The 18,063-nt window shown below is 65.8% G+C and carries 23 protein-coding genes and 1 pseudogene; 4 read left to right on the forward strand and 20 right to left on the reverse strand.

Going from position 1 to position 18,063, the window contains the following annotated elements; genetic code table 11:
* Positions 1-3: 3 nt before the first annotated feature.
* The 9 genes from G9C83_RS13835 to G9C83_RS13875 form a co-directional block, all read right to left on the reverse strand.
* Positions 4-342 carry a thioredoxin family protein gene (locus G9C83_RS13835; protein ID WP_208288736.1) on the reverse strand — a complete coding sequence of 113 codons (339 nt, stop codon included), beginning with the start codon at positions 340-342 and terminating at the stop codon, positions 4-6.
* Between the two features lie 118 nt (positions 343-460).
* Positions 461-1,087 carry a DUF1641 domain-containing protein gene (locus G9C83_RS13840; protein ID WP_167246881.1) on the reverse strand — a complete coding sequence of 209 codons (627 nt, stop codon included), beginning with the start codon at positions 1,085-1,087 and terminating at the stop codon, positions 461-463.
* Positions 1,088-1,089: 2 nt separating this feature from the next.
* Positions 1,090-2,235 (reverse strand): FAD/NAD(P)-binding oxidoreductase, encoded by a 1,146-nt coding sequence (locus tag G9C83_RS13845; protein WP_167246883.1) that lies wholly within the window; start codon positions 2,233-2,235, stop codon positions 1,090-1,092.
* Entirely contained in the window at positions 2,232-2,468 is a 237-nt protein-coding gene (locus G9C83_RS13850) for a sulfurtransferase TusA family protein (protein WP_167246885.1), read from the reverse strand. The genes G9C83_RS13845 and G9C83_RS13850 overlap by 4 nt, the downstream gene beginning before the upstream one ends.
* Before the next feature lie 127 nt (positions 2,469-2,595).
* Positions 2,596-3,189: a class I SAM-dependent methyltransferase gene (locus G9C83_RS13855; RefSeq protein ID WP_167246887.1), complete on the reverse strand. Its 594-nt coding sequence runs from the start codon at positions 3,187-3,189 to the stop codon at positions 2,596-2,598.
* 2 nt (positions 3,190-3,191) lie between these two features.
* On the reverse strand, positions 3,192-3,410 hold the full coding sequence (locus G9C83_RS13860; protein WP_208288739.1) for a DUF2892 domain-containing protein: 219 nt from the start codon (positions 3,408-3,410) through the stop codon (positions 3,192-3,194).
* Between the two features lie 93 nt (positions 3,411-3,503).
* Positions 3,504-4,751: a M20/M25/M40 family metallo-hydrolase gene (locus tag G9C83_RS13865; RefSeq protein ID WP_167246891.1), complete on the reverse strand. Its 1,248-nt coding sequence runs from the start codon at positions 4,749-4,751 to the stop codon at positions 3,504-3,506.
* A complete protein-coding gene (locus G9C83_RS13870; protein WP_167246893.1) occupies positions 4,748-4,894 on the reverse strand; it encodes a hypothetical protein in 147 nt (48 codons plus the stop codon). The genes G9C83_RS13865 and G9C83_RS13870 overlap by 4 nt, the downstream gene beginning before the upstream one ends.
* Before the next feature lie 80 nt (positions 4,895-4,974).
* Entirely contained in the window at positions 4,975-6,216 is a 1,242-nt protein-coding gene (locus G9C83_RS13875; RefSeq protein WP_167246895.1) for a hypothetical protein, read from the reverse strand.
* A gap of 253 nt (positions 6,217-6,469) precedes the next feature.
* Between G9C83_RS13875 and G9C83_RS16295 the strand changes: the two genes are divergently transcribed.
* The gene (locus tag G9C83_RS16295; RefSeq protein WP_167246897.1) at positions 6,470-7,114 is read left to right on the forward strand and encodes a helix-turn-helix domain-containing protein; all 645 of its coding nucleotides are present in this window, start codon (positions 6,470-6,472) and stop codon (positions 7,112-7,114) included.
* A 19-nt stretch (positions 7,115-7,133) separates the two neighbouring features.
* Here the strand turns inward: G9C83_RS16295 and G9C83_RS13885 are convergent, their stop codons facing one another.
* From G9C83_RS13885 to G9C83_RS13915, 7 genes are all read right to left on the reverse strand, one after another.
* Positions 7,134-7,397 carry a hypothetical protein gene (locus G9C83_RS13885; protein ID WP_167246899.1) on the reverse strand — a complete coding sequence of 88 codons (264 nt, stop codon included), beginning with the start codon at positions 7,395-7,397 and terminating at the stop codon, positions 7,134-7,136.
* Positions 7,398-7,464: 67 nt separating this feature from the next.
* Positions 7,465-7,836 carry a hypothetical protein gene (locus G9C83_RS13890; protein ID WP_347877803.1) on the reverse strand — a complete coding sequence of 124 codons (372 nt, stop codon included), beginning with the start codon at positions 7,834-7,836 and terminating at the stop codon, positions 7,465-7,467.
* Positions 7,837-7,874: 38 nt separating this feature from the next.
* The gene (locus G9C83_RS13895) at positions 7,875-8,429 is read right to left on the reverse strand and encodes a hypothetical protein (protein ID WP_167246901.1); all 555 of its coding nucleotides are present in this window, start codon (positions 8,427-8,429) and stop codon (positions 7,875-7,877) included.
* A complete protein-coding gene (locus tag G9C83_RS13900; RefSeq protein ID WP_167246903.1) occupies positions 8,426-9,163 on the reverse strand; it encodes a thioredoxin domain-containing protein in 738 nt (245 codons plus the stop codon). Before G9C83_RS13900 ends, G9C83_RS13895 begins: the two co-directional genes overlap by 4 nt.
* A 77-nt stretch (positions 9,164-9,240) precedes the next feature.
* The gene (locus tag G9C83_RS13905; RefSeq protein ID WP_167246905.1) at positions 9,241-9,654 is read right to left on the reverse strand and encodes a hypothetical protein; all 414 of its coding nucleotides are present in this window, start codon (positions 9,652-9,654) and stop codon (positions 9,241-9,243) included.
* A 7-nt stretch (positions 9,655-9,661) separates the two neighbouring features.
* On the reverse strand, positions 9,662-10,075 hold the full coding sequence (gene trxA / locus G9C83_RS13910) for a thioredoxin (protein WP_167246907.1): 414 nt from the start codon (positions 10,073-10,075) through the stop codon (positions 9,662-9,664).
* Positions 10,076-10,157: 82 nt separating this feature from the next.
* Entirely contained in the window at positions 10,158-10,577 is a 420-nt protein-coding gene (locus tag G9C83_RS13915) for a helix-turn-helix domain-containing protein (RefSeq protein ID WP_208288741.1), read from the reverse strand.
* Between the two features lie 159 nt (positions 10,578-10,736).
* Here G9C83_RS13915 and G9C83_RS13920 point away from each other — a divergent pair, with 159 nt between their 5' ends.
* The 3 genes from G9C83_RS13920 (at position 10,737) to G9C83_RS13930 (ending at position 12,528) form a co-directional block, all read left to right on the forward strand.
* Positions 10,737-11,177, forward strand: a complete 441-nt coding sequence (locus G9C83_RS13920) for a DUF302 domain-containing protein (protein ID WP_167246909.1) — start codon at positions 10,737-10,739, stop codon at positions 11,175-11,177.
* A gap of 1 nt (position 11,178) precedes the next feature.
* Entirely contained in the window at positions 11,179-11,739 is a 561-nt protein-coding gene (locus G9C83_RS13925; RefSeq protein ID WP_167246911.1) for a class I SAM-dependent methyltransferase, read from the forward strand.
* A gap of 132 nt (positions 11,740-11,871) precedes the next feature.
* Positions 11,872-12,528 carry a TRIC cation channel family protein gene (locus G9C83_RS13930; RefSeq protein WP_167246913.1) on the forward strand — a complete coding sequence of 219 codons (657 nt, stop codon included), beginning with the start codon at positions 11,872-11,874 and terminating at the stop codon, positions 12,526-12,528.
* A 14-nt stretch (positions 12,529-12,542) separates the two neighbouring features.
* On the opposite strand, the gene gdhB is transcribed toward G9C83_RS13930, so the two are convergent.
* The 4 genes and pseudogenes from gdhB to G9C83_RS13950 form a co-directional block, all read right to left on the reverse strand.
* Positions 12,543-13,835, reverse strand: a complete 1,293-nt coding sequence (gene gdhB, locus G9C83_RS13935) for a glutamate dehydrogenase GdhB (protein WP_167246915.1) — start codon at positions 13,833-13,835, stop codon at positions 12,543-12,545.
* Positions 13,836-13,837: 2 nt separating this feature from the next.
* Positions 13,838-13,981: a rubrerythrin-like domain-containing protein gene (locus tag G9C83_RS13940; RefSeq protein WP_167246917.1), complete on the reverse strand. Its 144-nt coding sequence runs from the start codon at positions 13,979-13,981 to the stop codon at positions 13,838-13,840.
* A 295-nt stretch (positions 13,982-14,276) separates the two neighbouring features.
* Positions 14,277-14,545, reverse strand: a pseudogene (locus G9C83_RS16300) (HalOD1 output domain-containing protein).
* 294 nt (positions 14,546-14,839) lie between these two features.
* Entirely contained in the window at positions 14,840-17,713 is a 2,874-nt protein-coding gene (locus G9C83_RS13950; protein ID WP_167246919.1) for a bacterio-opsin activator domain-containing protein, read from the reverse strand.
* Positions 17,714-18,063: the final 350 nt, after the last annotated feature.

Consider the following 18,063-nt stretch of genomic DNA (forward strand, 5'->3'; position numbering starts at 1 on the left):
GGATTAGTCGCGATACCGGGCGATCAGGTCGCGGAGTGCCTGTTCGTTCTGGCCGCCGCGAAGCTGTTTCACCGGTTGACCGTCGGCGAACAGGACGAACGTGGGCGTGCTCTGGGCACCGAACTCGACAGCCGTTTCGAGATTCGATTCGATGTCGATCGTCAGGACTGTCGCCTCGGTGTCTGCCGCGAGCGCTTCGAGAGTCGGCTCCATTCGTTTGCAGGTGTCACACCACTCCGTGTAGAACTCCACGAGCGCGACGTGGCTGTCTCCGACGACCGTTTCGAGGTCGTCGTCACCCAGCGAAACCACGCTGTCCGTCTTCGCCGTCTGTATTGCCATTACCAGGCCCTACGCACTGGGCGTTTAATAGTCTTGGTCTAACTATGCAATACACCTCGATGCGGTCGGTCCACCGTCGACATCGAGTCGGAGAGTGAAACGAACCGGAGGTCGCCCGCTAGCGTGATTCGCCGGTGGTCTGCTCATGGCCGACCGCGCCTGCGAGCGCCAGCAGGTAGCCCAGCCCGTACTGTACGTCCGGATCACGCAGTCCGCGGAGCAGGCCGACGGCCCCGACCTGCTCGGGCGGTTCCCGCTCCGCTTCACCGACCCCCTCCAGCAGCGTCTCGATGCCGTCACGAGTGTCGTCGTCGGACGCCGTCTGCGCGATCTCGCCGAGCGCGGCGCCGGTGCCGGCCAGCGACGTGACCATCTCGTCGTCGAGCGCCGCGGTCGCCAGCGACCCGACCTCCGCGAGTTCGGCCAGTTCGTCGAGCGTGCCGCTCCGCTGGAGCGCGAGCACCGTGTCGAGTGCCTCCCGCAGGTCGTCGCCGTTCTCCCCGACCGTCTCGGCCAGCGCCACGGTCTCGTCGGTCGCCAGCCCGTCCGCAGACTCCGCCAGCGTCGACCCCGTGGCCGAGAGCTCGCGGACCATCTCGTCGTCGAGCGCGCTCTCGCCCAGCGAGAGCACGTCCAGTAGCTCGTTGACGGCGTCGAGGTGCTCCACGAACTCGGCGACCGCCTCGGGGTTCTGCTCGATCGCCGCTTCGAGGTCGGTCGGCGCGGTAGCCTGGTTCTCGGACATGGTCAGAGCAGTCCCCGCGCGGTGAGCCAGTAGGACTCGTTGTACGCCAGCTTCGACCAGTGGAGCTTCTCCGAGGGCAGCGCCGGCGACGGCGGGTTCTCGTAGTCGAACTCGACGAACGACGCCGCGTCCATCCCCGTCTCGATGAAGCACAGCGTCTTCCCGTCGTAGGTCGCGGTCGCCGGGCGGCCGCGAATCTCGCTGGCGAGGCGCTGCCCGACGACGCCGGCCTGGTAGTGGGCGACGCTGCCCGCGTTCGGGACGCCGGTGTCGGCGGTGTCGCCGAGCGCGTAGACGTCCTCGGCGGCCTCGGCTTCCAGCGTGTGCTTGTCGACGTCGACCCAGCCGCCGTCGCCGAGCCCCGCCTCCTCGATCAGGTCGACGCCGCCGTGGGGCGGAATCGTCACGAGGAGGTCGTAGTCGAGTTCGGTCCCCTCCATCGACGTGACGGTCTCCGCCTCGGGGTCGACCGACTCGGCGTTGAAGAACGTCTCCACCTGGATGTCCCGTTCCTCCATGATGGGGCGGGCCCACTCGGCGATGTGGGGGTTGCCGTGGACGCGCTGAATCGGGTACGTGTAGGTGATGTCGACGTCCTCCCGTAGGCCGCGCTCGCGGAGCCAGTCGTCGGCCATGAAGACGAACTCCAGCGGCGCCGCCGGACACATGTGCGGGGTCCCGATGACGCTCAATACGAGGTCGCCCTCGGTGAACTCCAGGAGTTCGTCGCGCAGGTCGGTCGCGCCCGACTCGCTGTAGTAGTTGTGACCGCCCTCCGTGAGGCCGGGGATTCGGTCGGGCTCCAGCGTCGACCCGGTCGCCAGGACGAGATAGTCGTAGCCGACTGACGGGGCGCTACCGTGGAACTGGAGCCGCTGGGACTCGGTGTCGATGTCGGACACGCGGTCGATCCGGAGGTCGACGGCGTCGTCGACGAGGTCGTCGAGCGGGCGGCGTCCGTCGTCCGGCTCGCGTTGGCCGAACGGCACGTACAGCCAGACCGGTTTGTAGACGTGGTCGGAGTCGTCGTTGACCAGCGTGACGCGGACGTCGCCGGCGTCGAGTTCGGGTTCGAGTCGGTCGGCGAGGTCGTTCGCGAGGACGGTGCCGCCGGTCCCGCCACCGACGATGACGACGTGCTCAGTCATGCTTTCTCCACGTAGAACGCGTTGTGGTCGTCGCGTTCCTCGACCGCGAGTAGTTCGTTGCCGGCTTCCTCGGCCCACTCGGGGACGTCGGTGAGCGACTGGTTGTTGTCGCTCAGCAGGCGGATCACGTCCCCCGACTCGGCGCCTCGAATCCTCCCGATGAGGTCCATCAGCGGACCGGGGCACGCTGCGCCTCTGGCGTCGACGGTATCGTCGGGCTCGATGTCAGTCATAGATAGCTCACAGGCGGCAGTTGGAACCCTTCCGTATTAGTATTGTGTGCGAGTTCCAAGATTCTGAAAACCTATAGGCTGGGATAGGCCACCGGGAAGTAAGCTCGGAATCGAAGACTGGGAGCGCTTACCGCTCGAATACGACCGCGTAGTGGTACGGCGGTAGCTCGACCCGCCGGTCGACCTCGAACGCTGCGACCGGCAGCACGGCGTCTTCGGTTTCCTTCGGCGTCATCCGAAGCTCCGTCGGAGGCCCCCGCGGTTCAGCTCCGACAGTCGTCGTCTCACGCGGGCGCTCGTGCCAGTTGACGACGATCAGGCTCCCGCCAGGTTCGATCGCGCGGAACGCCTGTTCGACTAACCCGGACTGGTCGTCGACGCCGTGGAACGTGTTCGCCACTACGAGCGTGGTGACCGGTTCGGGGAGGACGTCAGTCAGGTTCCGTGCGTCACCGTGAATCGGGACGACGTTCTCGATGTCCTGCTGTTCGGCGAGGTCGTCGAGTTCATCGAGCAGTGACGCGTCCAGGTCGATCGCGTACACTGGCTCGGGTTCGACGATACGGGCGGCTGGAAGCGCGAAGTAGCCGCTCCCACAGCCGACCTCGGCGACCGACTCGCCGGATTCGAGGCCGAGTTCCCGGAGCGTCGCACCGGGTGTCGGCCAGAGTCTGCTCCACCAGTCCCAGTCGGGCTGGCCGGTGTTCTGGAATCGGTCCATCCCTACCGGGACCCCGACGTGTCCACGCCCAGCAGGCGGTACAGGAGACAGACCCGGACGAGTCCAGTCCCGACGAGAACGAGGCCCAGCGAGGTCAGAACTGCGCCGGCCACCGTCCCGAGTCCGAGCAGACCAGCGAGTGAGGTCGAGCCGACGACCGCCAAGGCCAGCCCGATACCGATGCGGGTTCGTCTGTCCGCCGCACCAATATTGCTCTCCATACCCACGAATACACTATACTGGCACCTAAGCCTTTCCGACGACTCCCCTACCCGCCGAGCGACCCGGCGCAAACGTCAGCCTAAAGGCCGCTACTAGTCGATCTGGGACTGCCACCTCGCCGGGAGCTGAGCGTAGACGACGGCGTTGTCGACGAGCACGTCGACCGGGACGTACTCGTCCGGCGCGTGGACCGTGTCGGTTCCGAGCGCGAACTCGACGGTCGGGACGCCCGCATTCCGGAGTTTCTTGGCGTCACCGCCACCCGTCGCGCTCCGTCTGAAGACGCGCTCGCCCGTGACGTCCGCCGCTGTCGACGCGACGGCTTCGACGAGGGGGCTGCCGGGGGCTTCCGCGGTACCGACGCTCCAGGAGACGTCGGCGATCGTGATCCCTTCGCAGTCGGCGACGCACTCCCGGATTCCCGCGAGCACGTCGGGCGTGTGGACGCCCGCCGTCAGTCGTACGTCGACTTCGGCGCGCGCAGACTGCGGGACGGTGTTGATCGCGTCGCCGCCCTCGAGGACGCCGAGATTGATCGAGGGGTACCAGAACAGGTCTCGCGCGGTGGCTTCGCCCATCGAGGGAGCGTAGTACTCGACGGACTCCTCGACGATCGGTGCCACGTCAGCGTCGATCTCGAGTCGCCTGGTGCCGAACCGTTCGCGCATGGTTTCGACGGCGTCGTAGAGCCGGTCGATGGCGTTGACGCCGAGCACCGGTCGGGAGCCGTGGGCCCCTTCGCCGCTAGCTTCGAGCGTCAGCCAGATGCTGCCCCGGTCCGCGACTGTGACTGAGTGGCGGCCTTCCTCGCACGTCGGCTCCCCGATGACGCAAGCGTCGGCGTCGAGGCGTCCGGCCTCGAGCAGCGCGGACAGGCCGGCGTCACCGCCGACCTCCTCGTCGCTCACGAACGCGAACTGGAGGTCGACGGGCGGAACAGTGTCGGTGGCCGCGAAGGCCCGAATTGCGAACAGCATCGACGCCACGGCGCCCTTCATATCGGTCGCGCCGCGGCCGTAGACGCGCTCGCCGACGCGCTCGCCGAGCGGGTCGCGAGCCCACGCGTCGGTGTCGAACGGGACGGTGTCGAGGTGGCCGTTGTAGAGCAGCGTCCCGTCCGACGCTCCGGGGACTCGAACGAGGAGGTTCGGCTTCGCCGGGTCGACCGCGAAGCGCTCGACGTCCACCGGGAGCGGCTCGAGGAACCGCTCGACCGCCGCGGCGATTTCGCGCGTGTCGCCGGGCGGGTTCGACGTGTCGATGCCAAGCAGGTCGAGGGCGAGCTCGACTAGTTCCACGCGGTGCGCGCGAACGTACTCGGCCGGCGTCTCGTCGCTCATGCGTGGTCGGGGGTGCCGTCGAGGACGTTCGCCCCCTTGAGAGCCGGATCCCGGGCGGGGCTGAACGGCGGTGAGTCGGATCCTCGCGCTCGGTCGTGCTCGCGGCGTTCGTCACCGCCGACGACCACGGACGTGTCGCTCATATCTCGCCGTTGGAGCGGTAGAATCAAAAGTATTTCGTAGAATACACAATACTGTTGCCCCCTCGTGGCTCAGAACGACCTCACTCGGAGAGCGATTCTGCGGCTGGGCCAGTCACGGGAGCCCGCGACGTCAGTGCCGTCCAGAGGTCGACAACGAGGAACGCCCAGGCGACGGCGATCAGCAGGTAGCCGACGAGCGTCAGCGAGGCCGCGAGCCCCTCGAGTGGCGGCATCGCCGTGCCCCAGAGTGCGAGCATTCCGAGGTTGACGCTCGCAATCTGGATCCAGGACGGCCGGCCGACGGTCTCGACGCCCACATCCAGCAGGGAGACGACGTCCTGCGTCTCGCTCCCGAGGGAAACCGCGACGGCGGGCAGGAACGCCATCGCCAACTGGAGCATCCAGCCGAACACGAGGCCGTCGATCGCCGCTAGCTCGATCGCCGCCCCGGGAACCGTTTCGGGGAACAGCAACACGAGCGGGGCCCACGGGACCGGAAACGCCAGCCAGAGATACGCTCCGAGAACGAGAGCGAGCCGCCGAGTGCGAGTCCGGTCACCGGCGCGGTACGTCCCGACGACGTTCGCCAGCAGCGCCCCCGTTCCGACGACATACACAGCCAGTCCGCCCATCGTGAGCTCGTGGCGCGCGAGCCACGGGCCGGCGACGAGTCCCGCCGCTCCGGAAGTGATTCCCCAGTAGGTGACGCTGCGGAGGCGCGGGTACCGGAGGTCGGCTCCGAACAGGTGCGGGATCGACACGAGGAGTGCGCCGGCCGCGACGAGCGCGAGGAACCCCCAGACGTTGGCGTGCACGTGTGCCTCGATCGACCCGAAGTACCCGCCGGGCCCGTGACGGTTCAACAGCATCCCGAACGCGGCGAGGACGCCGACGACCAGGAACCACGGCGCGGTCCTGAAGAATCGGGTTCTGTGGTCGCCGGCCGCGCTCGCCCGGAAGACCGTCACCAGCAGCCCGCCGAGCGCCACGAGGACGAGCGTCGCACCGACAACGGCGGTCGTCGTGTCGCCGGTCGCCATCCCGATCAGGACGAGCGGATACCCCGCGTTCAGGGAGGCCCACTGGAACCACCGATTCCGGGTAGCCGCCGTCGCGGACGCAGAACTCACGAGCGCGGGAAGCGCGCCGAACAGCGCCTGCGTCAGCCCTCCGATCGTGACGAAGTGGATCGTCAACCATCGGAGCCGCGGCAACGCGTCGATCGCGCCGAATTCGACGCCGAGCTTTCCGACGACGGCCAGCAAGCCGACTGAGAGATACAGGCCGGCCACGAGGAGAAACGGGTCGGTTCGTGTTTGCATCGTCGTGAACACCTGCCCGAGAGTCGTCGTTCGTCCCGGGTACCAGTTCGTCCGAACTTGTCGGGCGTGTTCGAACATGTTGGCCTCACGCGAACTTGTCGGGCGTGTTCGAACATGTTGGCCTCACGCGAACTTGTCGGGCGTGTTCGAACATGTTGGCCTCACGCGAACTTGTCGGGCGTGTTCGAACATGTTGGCCTCACGCGAACTTGTCAGGGCATAGTTCAAGGCGTCCCGGCGGCGACGTTCCGGTGTGCCTCGAGCCCGACTCTCCATCTCGCTTCCTCCGGACGTCTGGATGCGCGAACTATCGACGACTCACGACGCCACGGCGTTCGAAGTCGTGACAGCGCTTGCGGGCGAGAACGCCGGAATCGCACTCCTCCGGATCGAGAGCGACGACCTCCTCGACATCCTCGCAGACGTTCGGAGCCGACCGGACGTCGGCGACGTCGACTTGCTCTGGAAGCGCGAGCTGACCGCGCTCGTCCAGGTCGAGACCACGAGCCCGCCGCTCCTCTTCCCCCTGTGGCAGGCGGGCGTCCCCGTCAAGATGCCGTTCACCGTGCTCGACGGGAGCGCGACGTGGGAACTGACAACGTCGTCGGACCGGCTGTCCGAACTCCGCGAGCACCTCGACGAGGCGGGCATCGAATACGACCTCGAGTCCGTCGTCGAGATCGGCTCCTCGGAGGCCGACCGACTGCTGACGCCTCGACAGCGCGAGGTACTGGCCGTCGCTATCGACGCGGGATACTACGCCGTTCCGCGCGAAGCGACGCTCACCGACGTTGCAGAGACGCTGGGCGTCTCGAAGTCGACGTGCAGCGACATCCTCCACCGCTGTGAGAGCAGCATCGTCACCTGGTTCGCCGAAGAACAGTTCACGCAGCCCTGACGAGTGCCGCCGGACTGCGTCAGGATTCGCTGCCGTCCGGCGCGCCGCACCCACAGCCCGAGCGGAACCGGTAGACGACACCGACCACACCCACCGTCAGCACGGTCACGAGGACTCTGACGAGCCCGCCACCGAGTGCGGCCGCCGTTCCCCCGGCAGCGGCGGCGCCGGCCGTCGGCGCAGCGAAGAGACAGCAGAGACTCAACGCGCCGCCAACACCGAGTAACCGCCATGGCGGTGTCGACGCGTCCGCGGCACTCGCGTCCTCGTCCGAATCAGTCATCGGTTCGTGTTTCGTCTACTCGACTGACGCAAGTGTGTTTGGGCCGTCGAAGCTGTCGGTCGCACGGTCAGCACACCTCGCAACGCCGGCGCTGGTAGACCAGGAGACCGGCGGAGAACACCACGCTCGCGACGCCGAGTACCGGTCGGAGCGGGTCGAAGTACGTCATGAGCGCCGACGAGCTGAACAGCGCGAGCAGCACGGCGTTACAGATCGGGCAGCCGAACGCCAGGAACCCGCCGACGATTCCGCCGGCGGCGAACCGGTCGCCGATCGGCTCTTCGGCCAGCGAGCGCTGGTAGACGAACGCGCCGGCGAAGACGGCTGTGGCGACGAGAAACAGGTAGTCCGCCGGGGTCCGGTCGATCATCCGGACGTAGACCGGGTTCGGCAGCAGGCCGGTCACCGCCCCGAACAGGACGAACACCCCGACGCTCACGCCGACACTCCGGAGCAGACGAGGGCGTGGCAGCGACGTCACGCACGCACACCTCCGTCGACCGAACACGTCCGTGGGTCGCCGGCGCGACCGAGGAAGAAGAGGAGCAGCCCGATCCCACCGATTCGCAGGAGGTTGCCGTCGAACGGCAGCGCCGCCATCGCGCCGACGAAGCCCAGCGCTCCGAGCACGCCCGCGCCACAGCTCGCACAGCCGGCGGCGAGCAGTCCGGGGAGCACGCCGACGATCGTCGACGCACCCCGTCGACGCGCACGGCGGACCTGCGCGAGCGCGTTCGCCACCGCGACGCCAGTCAGTACCGCGTACGCGGCGACCAGCGCGAGTCCGAGGTAGCCGGTAGTCAGGTACACTTCACGCGTGAGGGCGGTGACCGCGTAGCCGACCTCGGTCGGGTCGTTCGCGAGCACCTGGAACGAGAACTGGGGGAACGAGCTCAACACCAGGACGACGTACGTGCCGACCGTCACGACGGCGGCCGACAGCAACCGCACGTCCGACGTGAGCGGGAAGGCGAGTGCGTCCCGGAGGTCGCGAGCCCAGTCGCGACTCGCGGCGGCGCGGTCCCCGGTCACGCCTGCATCACCTGGTCGATTCTGTCGGCGAAGTTCTCGTAGGGGTGGGCGCCGACGAGTTTCCCGGCCGCCCCGGAGTCGCGGTTGTAGAGTACGAACCCCGGCGTCCCCCGGATTCTCGCCTCCCGGGCGACGTCGACGTTCGGCTCCATGCTCTCGCGAATCGACGCGCCGCGTTCCTCGCGGCAGGCCTCGACCGCGGACAGGTCCACGCCGTCCGTCTGTTCGGTGACCGACGCGAACGCCTCGTCGTCGGCCCAGTCCGTGCCGGAGTCGGGTTGTTCGGCGAAGGCCGCCGCGTGCCAGTTCCAGAAGGCGTCCGGATTGCTGTCGGCGACCTGCGACCACACGCAGCGGCCCCAGACCGCCGCTGGCGCAGAGTATGCCCCGATGTTCGGGTAGGGCAGGACGGCCAGACGAGCGTCGCCGGTGTCGAGGTACGTGCGACCGAGCTCCGGCAGCGTCTCCGTCTCGAACTGCTTGCAGAACGGGCACAGGTAGTCAGTCCAGTAGTAGATGTCCACCGCCGCGTCGCGTTCGCCGGCGATGGGGCGCCCGGTGAGGTCGACGCCGAACCCGGTCGTCTCGGTACCGGCGTGTGTGGTGTTCGGGACGTAGTGCTGCCCGCTCGCTCCGGACTGTGACCCGATGTAGGCGACACCACCGCCGAACGCGAGAACCGCGCCGCCGGCGACGAGTGCTCTCCGGCGAGTGATATTGCCCTCTTCGTCCATCTTTGTGCAATATCACCGCCCATTCGCTGATAGACGTTGTGGTCCCAGTGAGACCCACGGCCGTCCTCCCTGGACACCTACACCGCGTTTTCGACTGTCCCGACTATCGAATACGGGTCGTGTGAGCCATCATTCCGCACCACGACGACGAACCCGGTCGTCTCCTCGACTGGCACCACGACGGTGGCCAGCGTATCGTACACGCGAACGGTCGCACGCAGCGGCTCTCCGTGATAATCCTCGTAGACCGAGGTGCCAATCGCCTCCAGCTGAATGTGCTCCAGGATCGCCCGGATGTCCGACGCAGTGTACTGTGCGGACGCCGCCTCGTCCCGGTAGACGACGTCGTACTCGCCGTCCTCGTAAGAAGCGAGGCCGACCAGCGTCTCACCGAGGTCGTTCTTCAGTGACGATTCGAGGGGGCCAGCGACAGCCGCGAGTGAGCGGTCGTTCGAGTGGCGTCCATCCGCGTCAGCAGACCCACCAGTCATCGTCGGCTCACGCGTGTGTTTCGATCACGGAGCGAAGCTGAGCTTCGTCCTGCATTCCGACGAGTCGTTCCGCCGGCTGTCCGTCAGCGAACAGGACGAGCGTCGGAACCCCACGGACACCGTACTCGGCGGCGAGTTGCTGGTTCGCGTCGATATCGATCTTCGCCACGGTCGCACCGGTATCGGCCGCGATCGTTTCGACGATCGGCTCGAGCATCTGGCAGGGGCCACACCAGTCGGCGTAGAAGTCGGCCAGCACGAGGTCGTACTCGGCGACAGTCTCGGATAGCTCGGCGTCGCCGTTGACGTGGATCGGCTCGGACGGACTCTCCGGGGCTGCCTCCTCAGCACCGCCCGTTTCGGCCCGGTTTCGAAGCTCCGCCAGTTTCTGTCGTCGGATCTCCTCGATGTCTTCGGCCATTAGTTACCCGTTCGAACCGCACCGACTTATGTATTTGCATAAAGTGCACAATACTGGGTGGGAGAATCCGAGCTAACAGGGTTCAGGAACGGGGCCGAATCGGCTGCTGCTCTCGGTCGCCCGAGCCTCGGCCGTACCGGTCTTCGAACCCCCGGATGAGCTGTCCGATGGCCGCATACCAGTCGTTGAGCAACCGCTGCATTTCGTGCGCGACTTCCTCGGGCGTCCGCGGACGATACACGTAGTAGTACCCGCCGTGGTCGTAGTTCACTTGCCGCTGTTCGACGACGCCGGCCTCGAGGAGCCGGGAGATCGAGCGATACGCCGTCGACCGCTCACAGTCCAGTCGGTCGGCCACGTCGTCGACGGCGAGTCCCTCTTCTGCCCGCTGTAGCACCTGAAAGACCAGCTGATCCCGCTCGTTGAGCCCGTGAATGCAACCAAGAAGGTCGAGACACTCCATGTCGCGCTCGAGGTCCTCACGCACCGAAGTGGTCACCATATCGGAGAATAGGGTGGTAGAGGCGATTAAAGTTGTTCCCGAACACCACAATACCGACCCGGCCGAGAAGGGGCCGGGCCGATTCTACCACCAGATACTGCGCTCTCTCTATCGGATACCCGAAGAGATTTTGTCCCGAAGGCCCAAGATAGTGCACGAATGACGCTCCCGATCGACCCGAGCCAGATCGACCCTGCAGACATCGGCGAAGAACAGGCGACCCTCGAGATGAGCCACGAAGACGCCATCGAACACGTCCGCGACGTGTTCACCGACGCCGGGTTCGGCGTCCCCGTCGAGTTCTCCCCCTCCGAGATGCTCAACGAGAAGGTCGACGCGGGCCGCGACCCCTACTACGTGCTCGGCGCGTGCAACCCCGAGGTCGCCGACCGCGCGCTCGACGCGACCGACAACAAACTCGGTGCTCTGATGGCCTGTAACGTCGTCATCTGGGAGGAGGAGCCCGGCAAGCAGGTCGTCTATCACGTCTCCATCATGCGCATCGCCCGCCTGGTCGGGATGGCGCCCGACGACGAAGAGATGGCAGACATCGTCGCCCAGACCGGCGAACTCGTCGACGAGGCGTTCGCGAACCTCTGACATGGGGCATCACACCTTCGACGCCGACCGCGCCGACAAACTCGAAGAGGCACAGCGGCGGTACCGGTTCCTCTCCGCGGAGGAACTGCTCTGGGCGCTGTCACCAGACGGCGACGAAACAGTGGCGGACCTCGGGAGCGGGACCGGGTTCTACACCGACGACGTCGCACCGGCCGTCGACCACGTGTACGCCGTCGACATCCAGGAGGCGATGCACGACTACTACCGGGAGAAAGGCGTCCCCGAGAACGTCGACCTCGTGACGAGTGGCGTCGACGACCTCCCACTCGATACTGGCAGTCTCGACGCTGCGTTCTCGACGATGACCTACCACGAGTTCGCGAGCGATTCCGCGTTGAGCGAACTCAGTCGCGTGCTCGCGTCACAGGGAACGCTCGTCATCGTCGACTGGGCAGCCTCCGGAAGTGGGGACCACGGTCCACCCGTCGACGAACGGTTCTCCGTCACCGAGACGGTGAGCGCACTCCGTCAGCACGGGTTCACAGTCGAATTCGAAGCGGTGCGGCCAGAAACGTTTCTGGTGACGGCAACCGCCCAATAACTAGTGTCCGTACGGCAGACAGAGAGACACTCGAGTCCGGGACGTTCGCCGCACTGACGTCCGAACCGCTCGCGCAGCGCCGGGTACACTGGTACGTAGCACTCAAGATTCTCGCTCTCGTAGGGGAGCGCAGTGAGCCAGGACGTCGTTGCGGTTCTCTTCGGCGACCCGTTCGCGGTGATGAATACGATCGGGCTCGTTGCGTTCGCGCTCGTCGGGTCGTCGAAGGCTATCCGTGAGGAGTTCGACGTGTTCGGCATCGCCATCGTCGGGCTAGCGATGGCGTTCGTCGGCGGTGCCACCCGCGATCTGCTCGTCACTCGCGTGCCGTTAGTACTCCAGTCCCCGATCGAGATCGCGCTGGGGTTACTCGGCGTCGGATTAGCAATCGCACTGAGCGTCGTGTTGGAATCGCCCGACACACACCCAGTCACGCTCGTCGCGGACGCGATCGGCCTCGCCGCCTTCGCGACGACCGGCGCGATCGTCGCCACCGAAGCGGGCGTCTCGGCGTTCGGTGTCGTTGCAGTTGCGACGATCAACGCCGTCGGCGGCGGCGCGTTCGCGGACATCCTCCTCGACAGAGCGCCGTTCATCCTCTTCGAGGATTTCTACGCGAGCTGCGCCGTCCTCGGCGGAGCCGTATACTGGGTAGCGGGAACGGTCGGTGCGAGTGGCAGCACCGCTGCCGCGGGATGTGCGGTCGTGACTGTCGGCACACGGTTAGTCGCCGTAACCTACGACTGGCACCTCCCGACCGTCCAGAAATTAGCACTGCGCCGAGAGTAGCCGGGACTGCGGAGTTAGGGCCAGAGCCCACGGGTATCGTGGGCTTCCGCGATCCGTGAGAGCGCCACGATGTACGCCGCGTCGCGCCACGTCACGTCGCGTGTCTCGAATTCAGCTTGGACGTCCTGCCAGGCCGCCAGCATCTCCGTTTCCAGCTCGTTGTTGACGCGTTCGAGCGACCACGCGCGACGATTGATGTCCTGGAGCCACTCGAAGTAACTCACCGTCACGCCGCCAGCGTTGGCCAGAATGTCCGGAATTACCGGGACGCCTCGTTCGGCGAAAGTCGCGCTCGCCGCGCTCGTCGTCGGTCCGTTGGCGCCCTCGATGACGATATCGGCAGCGACGTCGTCCGCGTTAGCTTCCGTGAGAACGTTTCCGATCGCCGCCGGAATCACCACATCGACGTCGAGCTCCAGTAACTCGTCGTTGGTCACCGTCTCCGGCGCCTCGTGAGTCATCACTGCCTCCGGTTCCTCGTGGTGAGAGGGGATCGCGTGCGTATCGAGGCCGTTCGGGTCGTAGATGCCGCCGTTGACGTCACTCACGGCGACGACGTTCGCGCCCCAGTCGTCGAGTAGTTTCGCCGCGTTCGAGCCGACGCTCCCGAAGCCCTGCACCGCAACCGAGGTCTCTCTGATGTCCTTGTCGTAGTAGTCGATCGCTTCGCGGGCGATGATCGCGACGCTCCGGCCCGGGGCCGCGTCCCGGCCTTTGCTGCCGCCGACGATGGGTGGCTTCCCGGTGACGACTCCGGGAACCGTTTCGCCTTCCTGCATCGAGTAGGCGTCCATCAGCCACGCCATCGTCTGCGGGTCCGTCCCCATGTCGGGAGCCGGAATATCCGTCGTCGGTCCGATGACGGACCGGATTTCGTCGGCGAACCGTCGCGTCAACTGTTCTTTCTCGTCCTCGGTGAGGTCCTTGGGGTTGACGGCGATGCCGCCTTTCGCGCCGCCGAAGGGGATGTCCATCACGGCGCACTTCCACGTCATCCACATCCCGAGGCCGACGCACTCCTCACGCGTTACATCGGGATGGTACCGGAGCCCGCCTTTGAACGGGCCGCGGACGCTGTCGTGTTGGGCGCGATACCCGGTGTAGACCTCGACGTCCCCGTTCTCGCGTTCGATCGGAACGGTGACTTCGTGGACTTTCTTGGGGTGTTTGAGTCGCTCGACGATGTTCGGGTCGATATCGAGGTGGTCGGCAGCGTGCTGGAGCTGTCGACGCGCGGTCTGCAGCGCGGACTCCGGCTCGCTCGATTCTTCGGGCGGGTCGTCGTGGGAAGTCGATGTCGAGGCCATTATCACTCGATCGGTGTACGTCGGTTTCGCATGTCCCCACCGCAGTCCGGGCACTGACCCGGGTTGTCCTCCGCGAGCACGACGTTCCCGCACTCGAAGCACTCGTACGGCGATTCCTCGGTCGAATTCTGGTTGACGTCCCTCATGTATTAGCGAGCGGCCCGACAGCGCTCTGCGGGGTACTCTACACAGGCATAATGAGGATATAAGGGAATATTCGGTAGTTGAGTACCGAACCACGAGACGCTGAGGGTGGTTTACTATTCAGGCATTACAGGGACCCGTCCTCTGAGGAGTCTCAATCGCCGCTAGCGCGAGTCCTCATTCGGGGGGAGGCTGGGACTCGAACGACCGTCGGCGCGTCGAGATTCGAGTCGATCGAGGCCTCGTCCAAATCGAGTGTGAAGACGCTGCCGCCGTCTGTAGCACGACCGAGCGTGGTCACGTGACCTGGACGAACTTCGCCGCTCCGCTCTGCTCGACGGTGATGCGGTAGCCGGCGTACGTGAACTCGACTCCTATCTGGGCCTCTGGTGCTGGCGGATCCGAGTACAGCTCCGCGAGCATCCCGTCGATGCACATATCGTCGGCAACTCGTCGGCGTCCCGGTTCTCGATGTCCGCCACGGCTTCGGCGACCGCGACGCCGGGGTTCTCCCTGTCGGTGTCTAGTTCCCGGTGGATAATCGTGTTCTCGTGCGTCTCAACCATATCGGTGTGCTACGCTCGGGAGTTGGTTAACTCTGGCCGCTGGATACCGACCCGAGAGTGGCGAACAAATTATATTATCGTCTCAGAGTCGGCTGTAGCCAACGCTGACGCCCCAAACGCACTCTTTGGCCGGTCAGGTCACCGAGTGCCGCTTCCGGCTTGCGGAGTGTCTCGTCAGTTTCGTAGACTCCGGACAAGGAGCGGGACGAGGGTTCACACGAACCCGGGAGTAGAGAAACCGGACTGGCGACTACTGGTACGGACGAACACCTGCTAACGCACTTCGAGCGAGAGTCAGTCCGCCCGTCGAGTGACCACCGGCACGTGGTCGTCGATCAGCGCCGCGAATAGCTTCCGTTGGACGGTTCGGATGTGCTGGTAGAACGCCTGTGGTGAGATGTCCAGCGACTCCGCGACGGCTTCACCGGTCACCGTCCGCGGCGACTCGAAGAACCCACTGTAGTACGCCGTCTCCAGGACCTCGAGTTGTCTGTCGGTCAGGCTATCGAGCACTGACGCGTAGAATCCGTGTTCGGACGCCTGTTCGCGCGTCTGCTTCGACGCCAGCTCGACGTCGTCGAAGCGCTGGGTGACGAACTGCGTGACGCTCCGCGCCTCGCCTCCCCCGGGGACATCGATGACGAGTTCCGTTTCCACCGGCGATGCCGTCGCACTCTGGAGGACGGCGCCGTGGTCGGCCAGTTCCGTCGCGAGAAACGGCTCAGTCAACTGGAGCCGCAGCACACCGCCGGTGTCACCACCTCGGATTCGCTGGACGTTCTCGACCACACGGAGGTCAGCCGCCGTCTCGACGACCGCGTCGAGCGGTGCGCCCTCGACGGTGACGAACACGTAGTTCCCGCTGGCAGTCTGCTGGACGCCGCCCTCGTAGGTGACCGTGCAGTCGGCGGCGTGAGCCAGTTGCGCGAGCACGAACGACGGGTCAGTGACCGTGTACTCGACGCGGGTCATCGACGTCGTGAGCAGCGCGCGCTTGCGCTCGCTGGCGCTAATGGCGGAGGCGATGGTCTCACCGAGCTCCGCGAGCACTGTCTGGATCGTTTCGTCGAAGGCGTCCGGCGTCTCCGCGTACACCGTCAGGACGCCGTACGAGAGGTCGTTGTACACGAGCGGGATGCTCAACACGGACAGCAGGTCGCGCGAAATCGCGTCCTTGCGCCACGAGGCCGCCCGGAGGTCGGCTGCGACGTTCGAGACGAGCGTCACCTCGCCCGACGCCGCAGTTCGCCCTGCCGGTTCGACACCCTCGGCGGCGACCGGGAAGGATTGCGTATCGAGGTAGCCGTGGTCCGTCCCCGCCCACGCCTGCGGGAGGAGTGTCTCCGTCGTGCTATCGGGAGTGCCGATCCAGGCGAACTGGAAGCGCCCGTCGGCAGTCAGCCGTTCGCAGACCGTGTGGTCGATCTCTTCGCGAGTCTCCGACTGGACGATCGCCTGGTCGATCTCGCGGATGGTCTCGTTGATCTGGTTGAGCGTGGTGAGCTGGTCGTTCTGTCGCTGGAGTTCGCGGTCCTGCTCGCGGAGCTGGGACTCCCGGTCGACGCGGTCCAGCGCCGCCTCCGCCGTCGCCGCGAGGAGGTCAGCGAGCTCCCGCGTCACCTCGTCGAAGGCGTCGACGTCGGTCGACCCCGCAACGAAGACGCCGTGGTTCCCGAGTGGAATGTACGCGGCACTCCGGAGGCCGGTCGCCGGATTGGTGAGCCGGTCAGCGTCGTGGACGTCCTCGAAGAATAGCGGTTCGTTTTCCACGAAGCTGTGACTGGTGAGGTCGCGGCCGTCCGCGTGGACATCCGGAAGGGGGCCGTGGGCGTCCCGCATCACCTGTGAGTAGGCGGCCGGCTGGAGGTGGTTGTCGTCGGCATCGAAGAGGTAGACGGCACTCGCGTCGAGGTCGAGAACGTCGGGAGCGTCGTCGACGACGTGCTGGGCAATCTCCCGGTGAGTCTCAGCGTACAGGAAGTCCCGAGCGGTCTCCTGCAGCGTCGCGAGTGCCCGTTCGCGCTGCTTGCGCTTCGTGATGTCACGACAGCTGTACAGCAGCGTCCCGTCCTGAATCGAGACTTCGCGCACGTTCACCAGCAGCGTGTGTTCCCGGCCGGCTTTGTCCGTGGCCGTGGTCTCGATGTTCTTCAGGACGCCGTCTTCGGCGAGGTCCTCGCGGTCGAAGAGGTCGTCGCCGAGCAGGGCCTCGATCGTCCCGAGCTCCCTGATCTCCTCGGCGGTGTACCCGAAGATGAAGTGGACGTTCGGGCAGACGTACGTGTACTCGCCGTCCTCGTCGGTCATGAGGACGGTGTCGGTCATGTTGTTGAGCGTGACGCGGTGGAGTTCCTCGGACTGCCGGAGCTCCCGTTCGAGGTCGACACGGTCGGTGATATCGACGCTGTCGACGATAATCGAGACGAGGTCGCCGCGTTCGTCAGCGACCGGCTGTACCGAGAGTTCCAGCACTCGCTCCCCAGCCACGGCACCCCGCGTGACGACGGCGCGTCCGAACTCGCCGCGGCTCGCCGTTTCGACGAGGCGACGGATGTCAGCGCTCGTCTGGTTCTCGTCGGGCCACCAGGGAAGCGTCCAGAAGGGGTCGCCGACGACGACGTCGGCATCCACGTCGATCATGTCGCGGGCGGTCTGGTTCACGCGTTTGAGCGCGCCGTCAGGGTCGAGCACCCAGGTTGCGGATCGAGTGTCGTGGAACGTGGCGTCGAACTGTCGTGCGCGTTCGCGCTGTGTCATCGACCGTTGGGCGTCTCGTAGTGCCTGCTCGGTTCGCTGCAGGGCGTCGGTGACGGTGTCGTCTAACGGGTCAGTAACGGCGATGTAGTCGGTAACGCCGGCTTCGATAGCTGTACTAGCGATCGTCTCGCTTCCGTCGGCCGTCCCCAGAATAACCGGGAGCGTTTCGGTCGTGGCTCGAACGTCGCGAACGAGAGCGACCCCCGTCGTCTCGGGGAGGGTGTGATCGGTAACGACGCAATCGATAGCTGTCTGTCCGAGCGTCTCTCGGGCCGTCGCTGCTGTCGAGACGCGATGAACGGTCGCGTCGGACTGTTCTCGGAGCGCGTCGGCGTACGCGGTTATCCACGCTGTGTCGCCGACAGCGACGATCGCGGACGAGTCGAGGACACAGTTCGAGTGAGGATTCATGGGTGGAGTGGCCAGCACTGGTCACAGAACACGAAACGGCACGCGTGGGGCGTTGATACATCAACTACTTACTACACACGCAAAACGTCCCCCATTTACTATTCAACCACTCCGAGGGGCGTGTCCGAATCCGGGACTGGTTCGTCTCCTCAAAGCGTGCGCTGTCCGACCGGCTGTTCCGTGTGTCGCGCTGATGGATGTGCGGACTGTCCTTCGACCCCCTCTCAGAAGGGATCGACTCGTTCGACTCTCTCGGGTCTCGCTACCGCCCATCAGATTACAGTAGTTTGGCGTGATTGAATGCGATTTCCCTTACGAATCGGAACGGTGGCTCACGGAGCGTGTGGCGG

The organism is Halobacterium sp. R2-5 (genome assembly GCF_011734195.1).
Taxonomy (GTDB): Archaea; Halobacteriota; Halobacteria; order Halobacteriales; family Halobacteriaceae; genus Halobacterium.

Bases quoted from the DNA above. Each gene is read 5' to 3' on its own strand.
- G9C83_RS13900 (WP_167246903.1), bottom strand. From the start codon at position 9,163: ATGGACGAAGAGGGCAATATCACTCGCCGGAGAGCACTCGTCGCCGGC.
- G9C83_RS13835 (WP_208288736.1), bottom strand. From the start codon at position 342: ATGGCAATACAGACGGCGAAGACGGACAGCGTGGTTTCGCTGGGTGAC.
- G9C83_RS13915 (WP_208288741.1), bottom strand. From the start codon at position 10,577: ATGGTGACCACTTCGGTGCGTGAGGACCTCGAGCGCGACATGGAGTGT.
- G9C83_RS13840 (WP_167246881.1), bottom strand. From the start codon at position 1,087: ATGTCCGAGAACCAGGCTACCGCGCCGACCGACCTCGAAGCGGCGATC.
- G9C83_RS13845 (WP_167246883.1), bottom strand. From the start codon at position 2,235: ATGACTGAGCACGTCGTCATCGTCGGTGGCGGGACCGGCGGCACCGTC.
- trxA (WP_167246907.1), bottom strand. From the start codon at position 10,075: ATGGCCGAAGACATCGAGGAGATCCGACGACAGAAACTGGCGGAGCTT.
- G9C83_RS13850 (WP_167246885.1), bottom strand. From the start codon at position 2,468: ATGACTGACATCGAGCCCGACGATACCGTCGACGCCAGAGGCGCAGCG.
- G9C83_RS13870 (WP_167246893.1), bottom strand. From the start codon at position 4,894: ATGAGCGACACGTCCGTGGTCGTCGGCGGTGACGAACGCCGCGAGCAC.
- G9C83_RS13950 (WP_167246919.1), bottom strand. From the start codon at position 17,713: ATGAATCCTCACTCGAACTGTGTCCTCGACTCGTCCGCGATCGTCGCT.
- gdhB (WP_167246915.1), bottom strand. From the start codon at position 13,835: ATGGCCTCGACATCGACTTCCCACGACGACCCGCCCGAAGAATCGAGC.
- G9C83_RS13920 (WP_167246909.1), top strand. From the start codon at position 10,737: ATGACGCTCCCGATCGACCCGAGCCAGATCGACCCTGCAGACATCGGC.
- G9C83_RS13905 (WP_167246905.1), bottom strand. From the start codon at position 9,654: ATGACTGGTGGGTCTGCTGACGCGGATGGACGCCACTCGAACGACCGC.
- G9C83_RS13855 (WP_167246887.1), bottom strand. From the start codon at position 3,189: ATGGACCGATTCCAGAACACCGGCCAGCCCGACTGGGACTGGTGGAGC.
- G9C83_RS13875 (WP_167246895.1), bottom strand. From the start codon at position 6,216: ATGCAAACACGAACCGACCCGTTTCTCCTCGTGGCCGGCCTGTATCTC.
- G9C83_RS13885 (WP_167246899.1), bottom strand. From the start codon at position 7,397: ATGACTGATTCGGACGAGGACGCGAGTGCCGCGGACGCGTCGACACCG.
- G9C83_RS13865 (WP_167246891.1), bottom strand. From the start codon at position 4,751: ATGAGCGACGAGACGCCGGCCGAGTACGTTCGCGCGCACCGCGTGGAA.
- G9C83_RS13940 (WP_167246917.1), bottom strand. From the start codon at position 13,981: ATGAGGGACGTCAACCAGAATTCGACCGAGGAATCGCCGTACGAGTGC.
- G9C83_RS13860 (WP_208288739.1), bottom strand. From the start codon at position 3,410: ATGGAGAGCAATATTGGTGCGGCGGACAGACGAACCCGCATCGGTATC.
- G9C83_RS13925 (WP_167246911.1), top strand. From the start codon at position 11,179: ATGGGGCATCACACCTTCGACGCCGACCGCGCCGACAAACTCGAAGAG.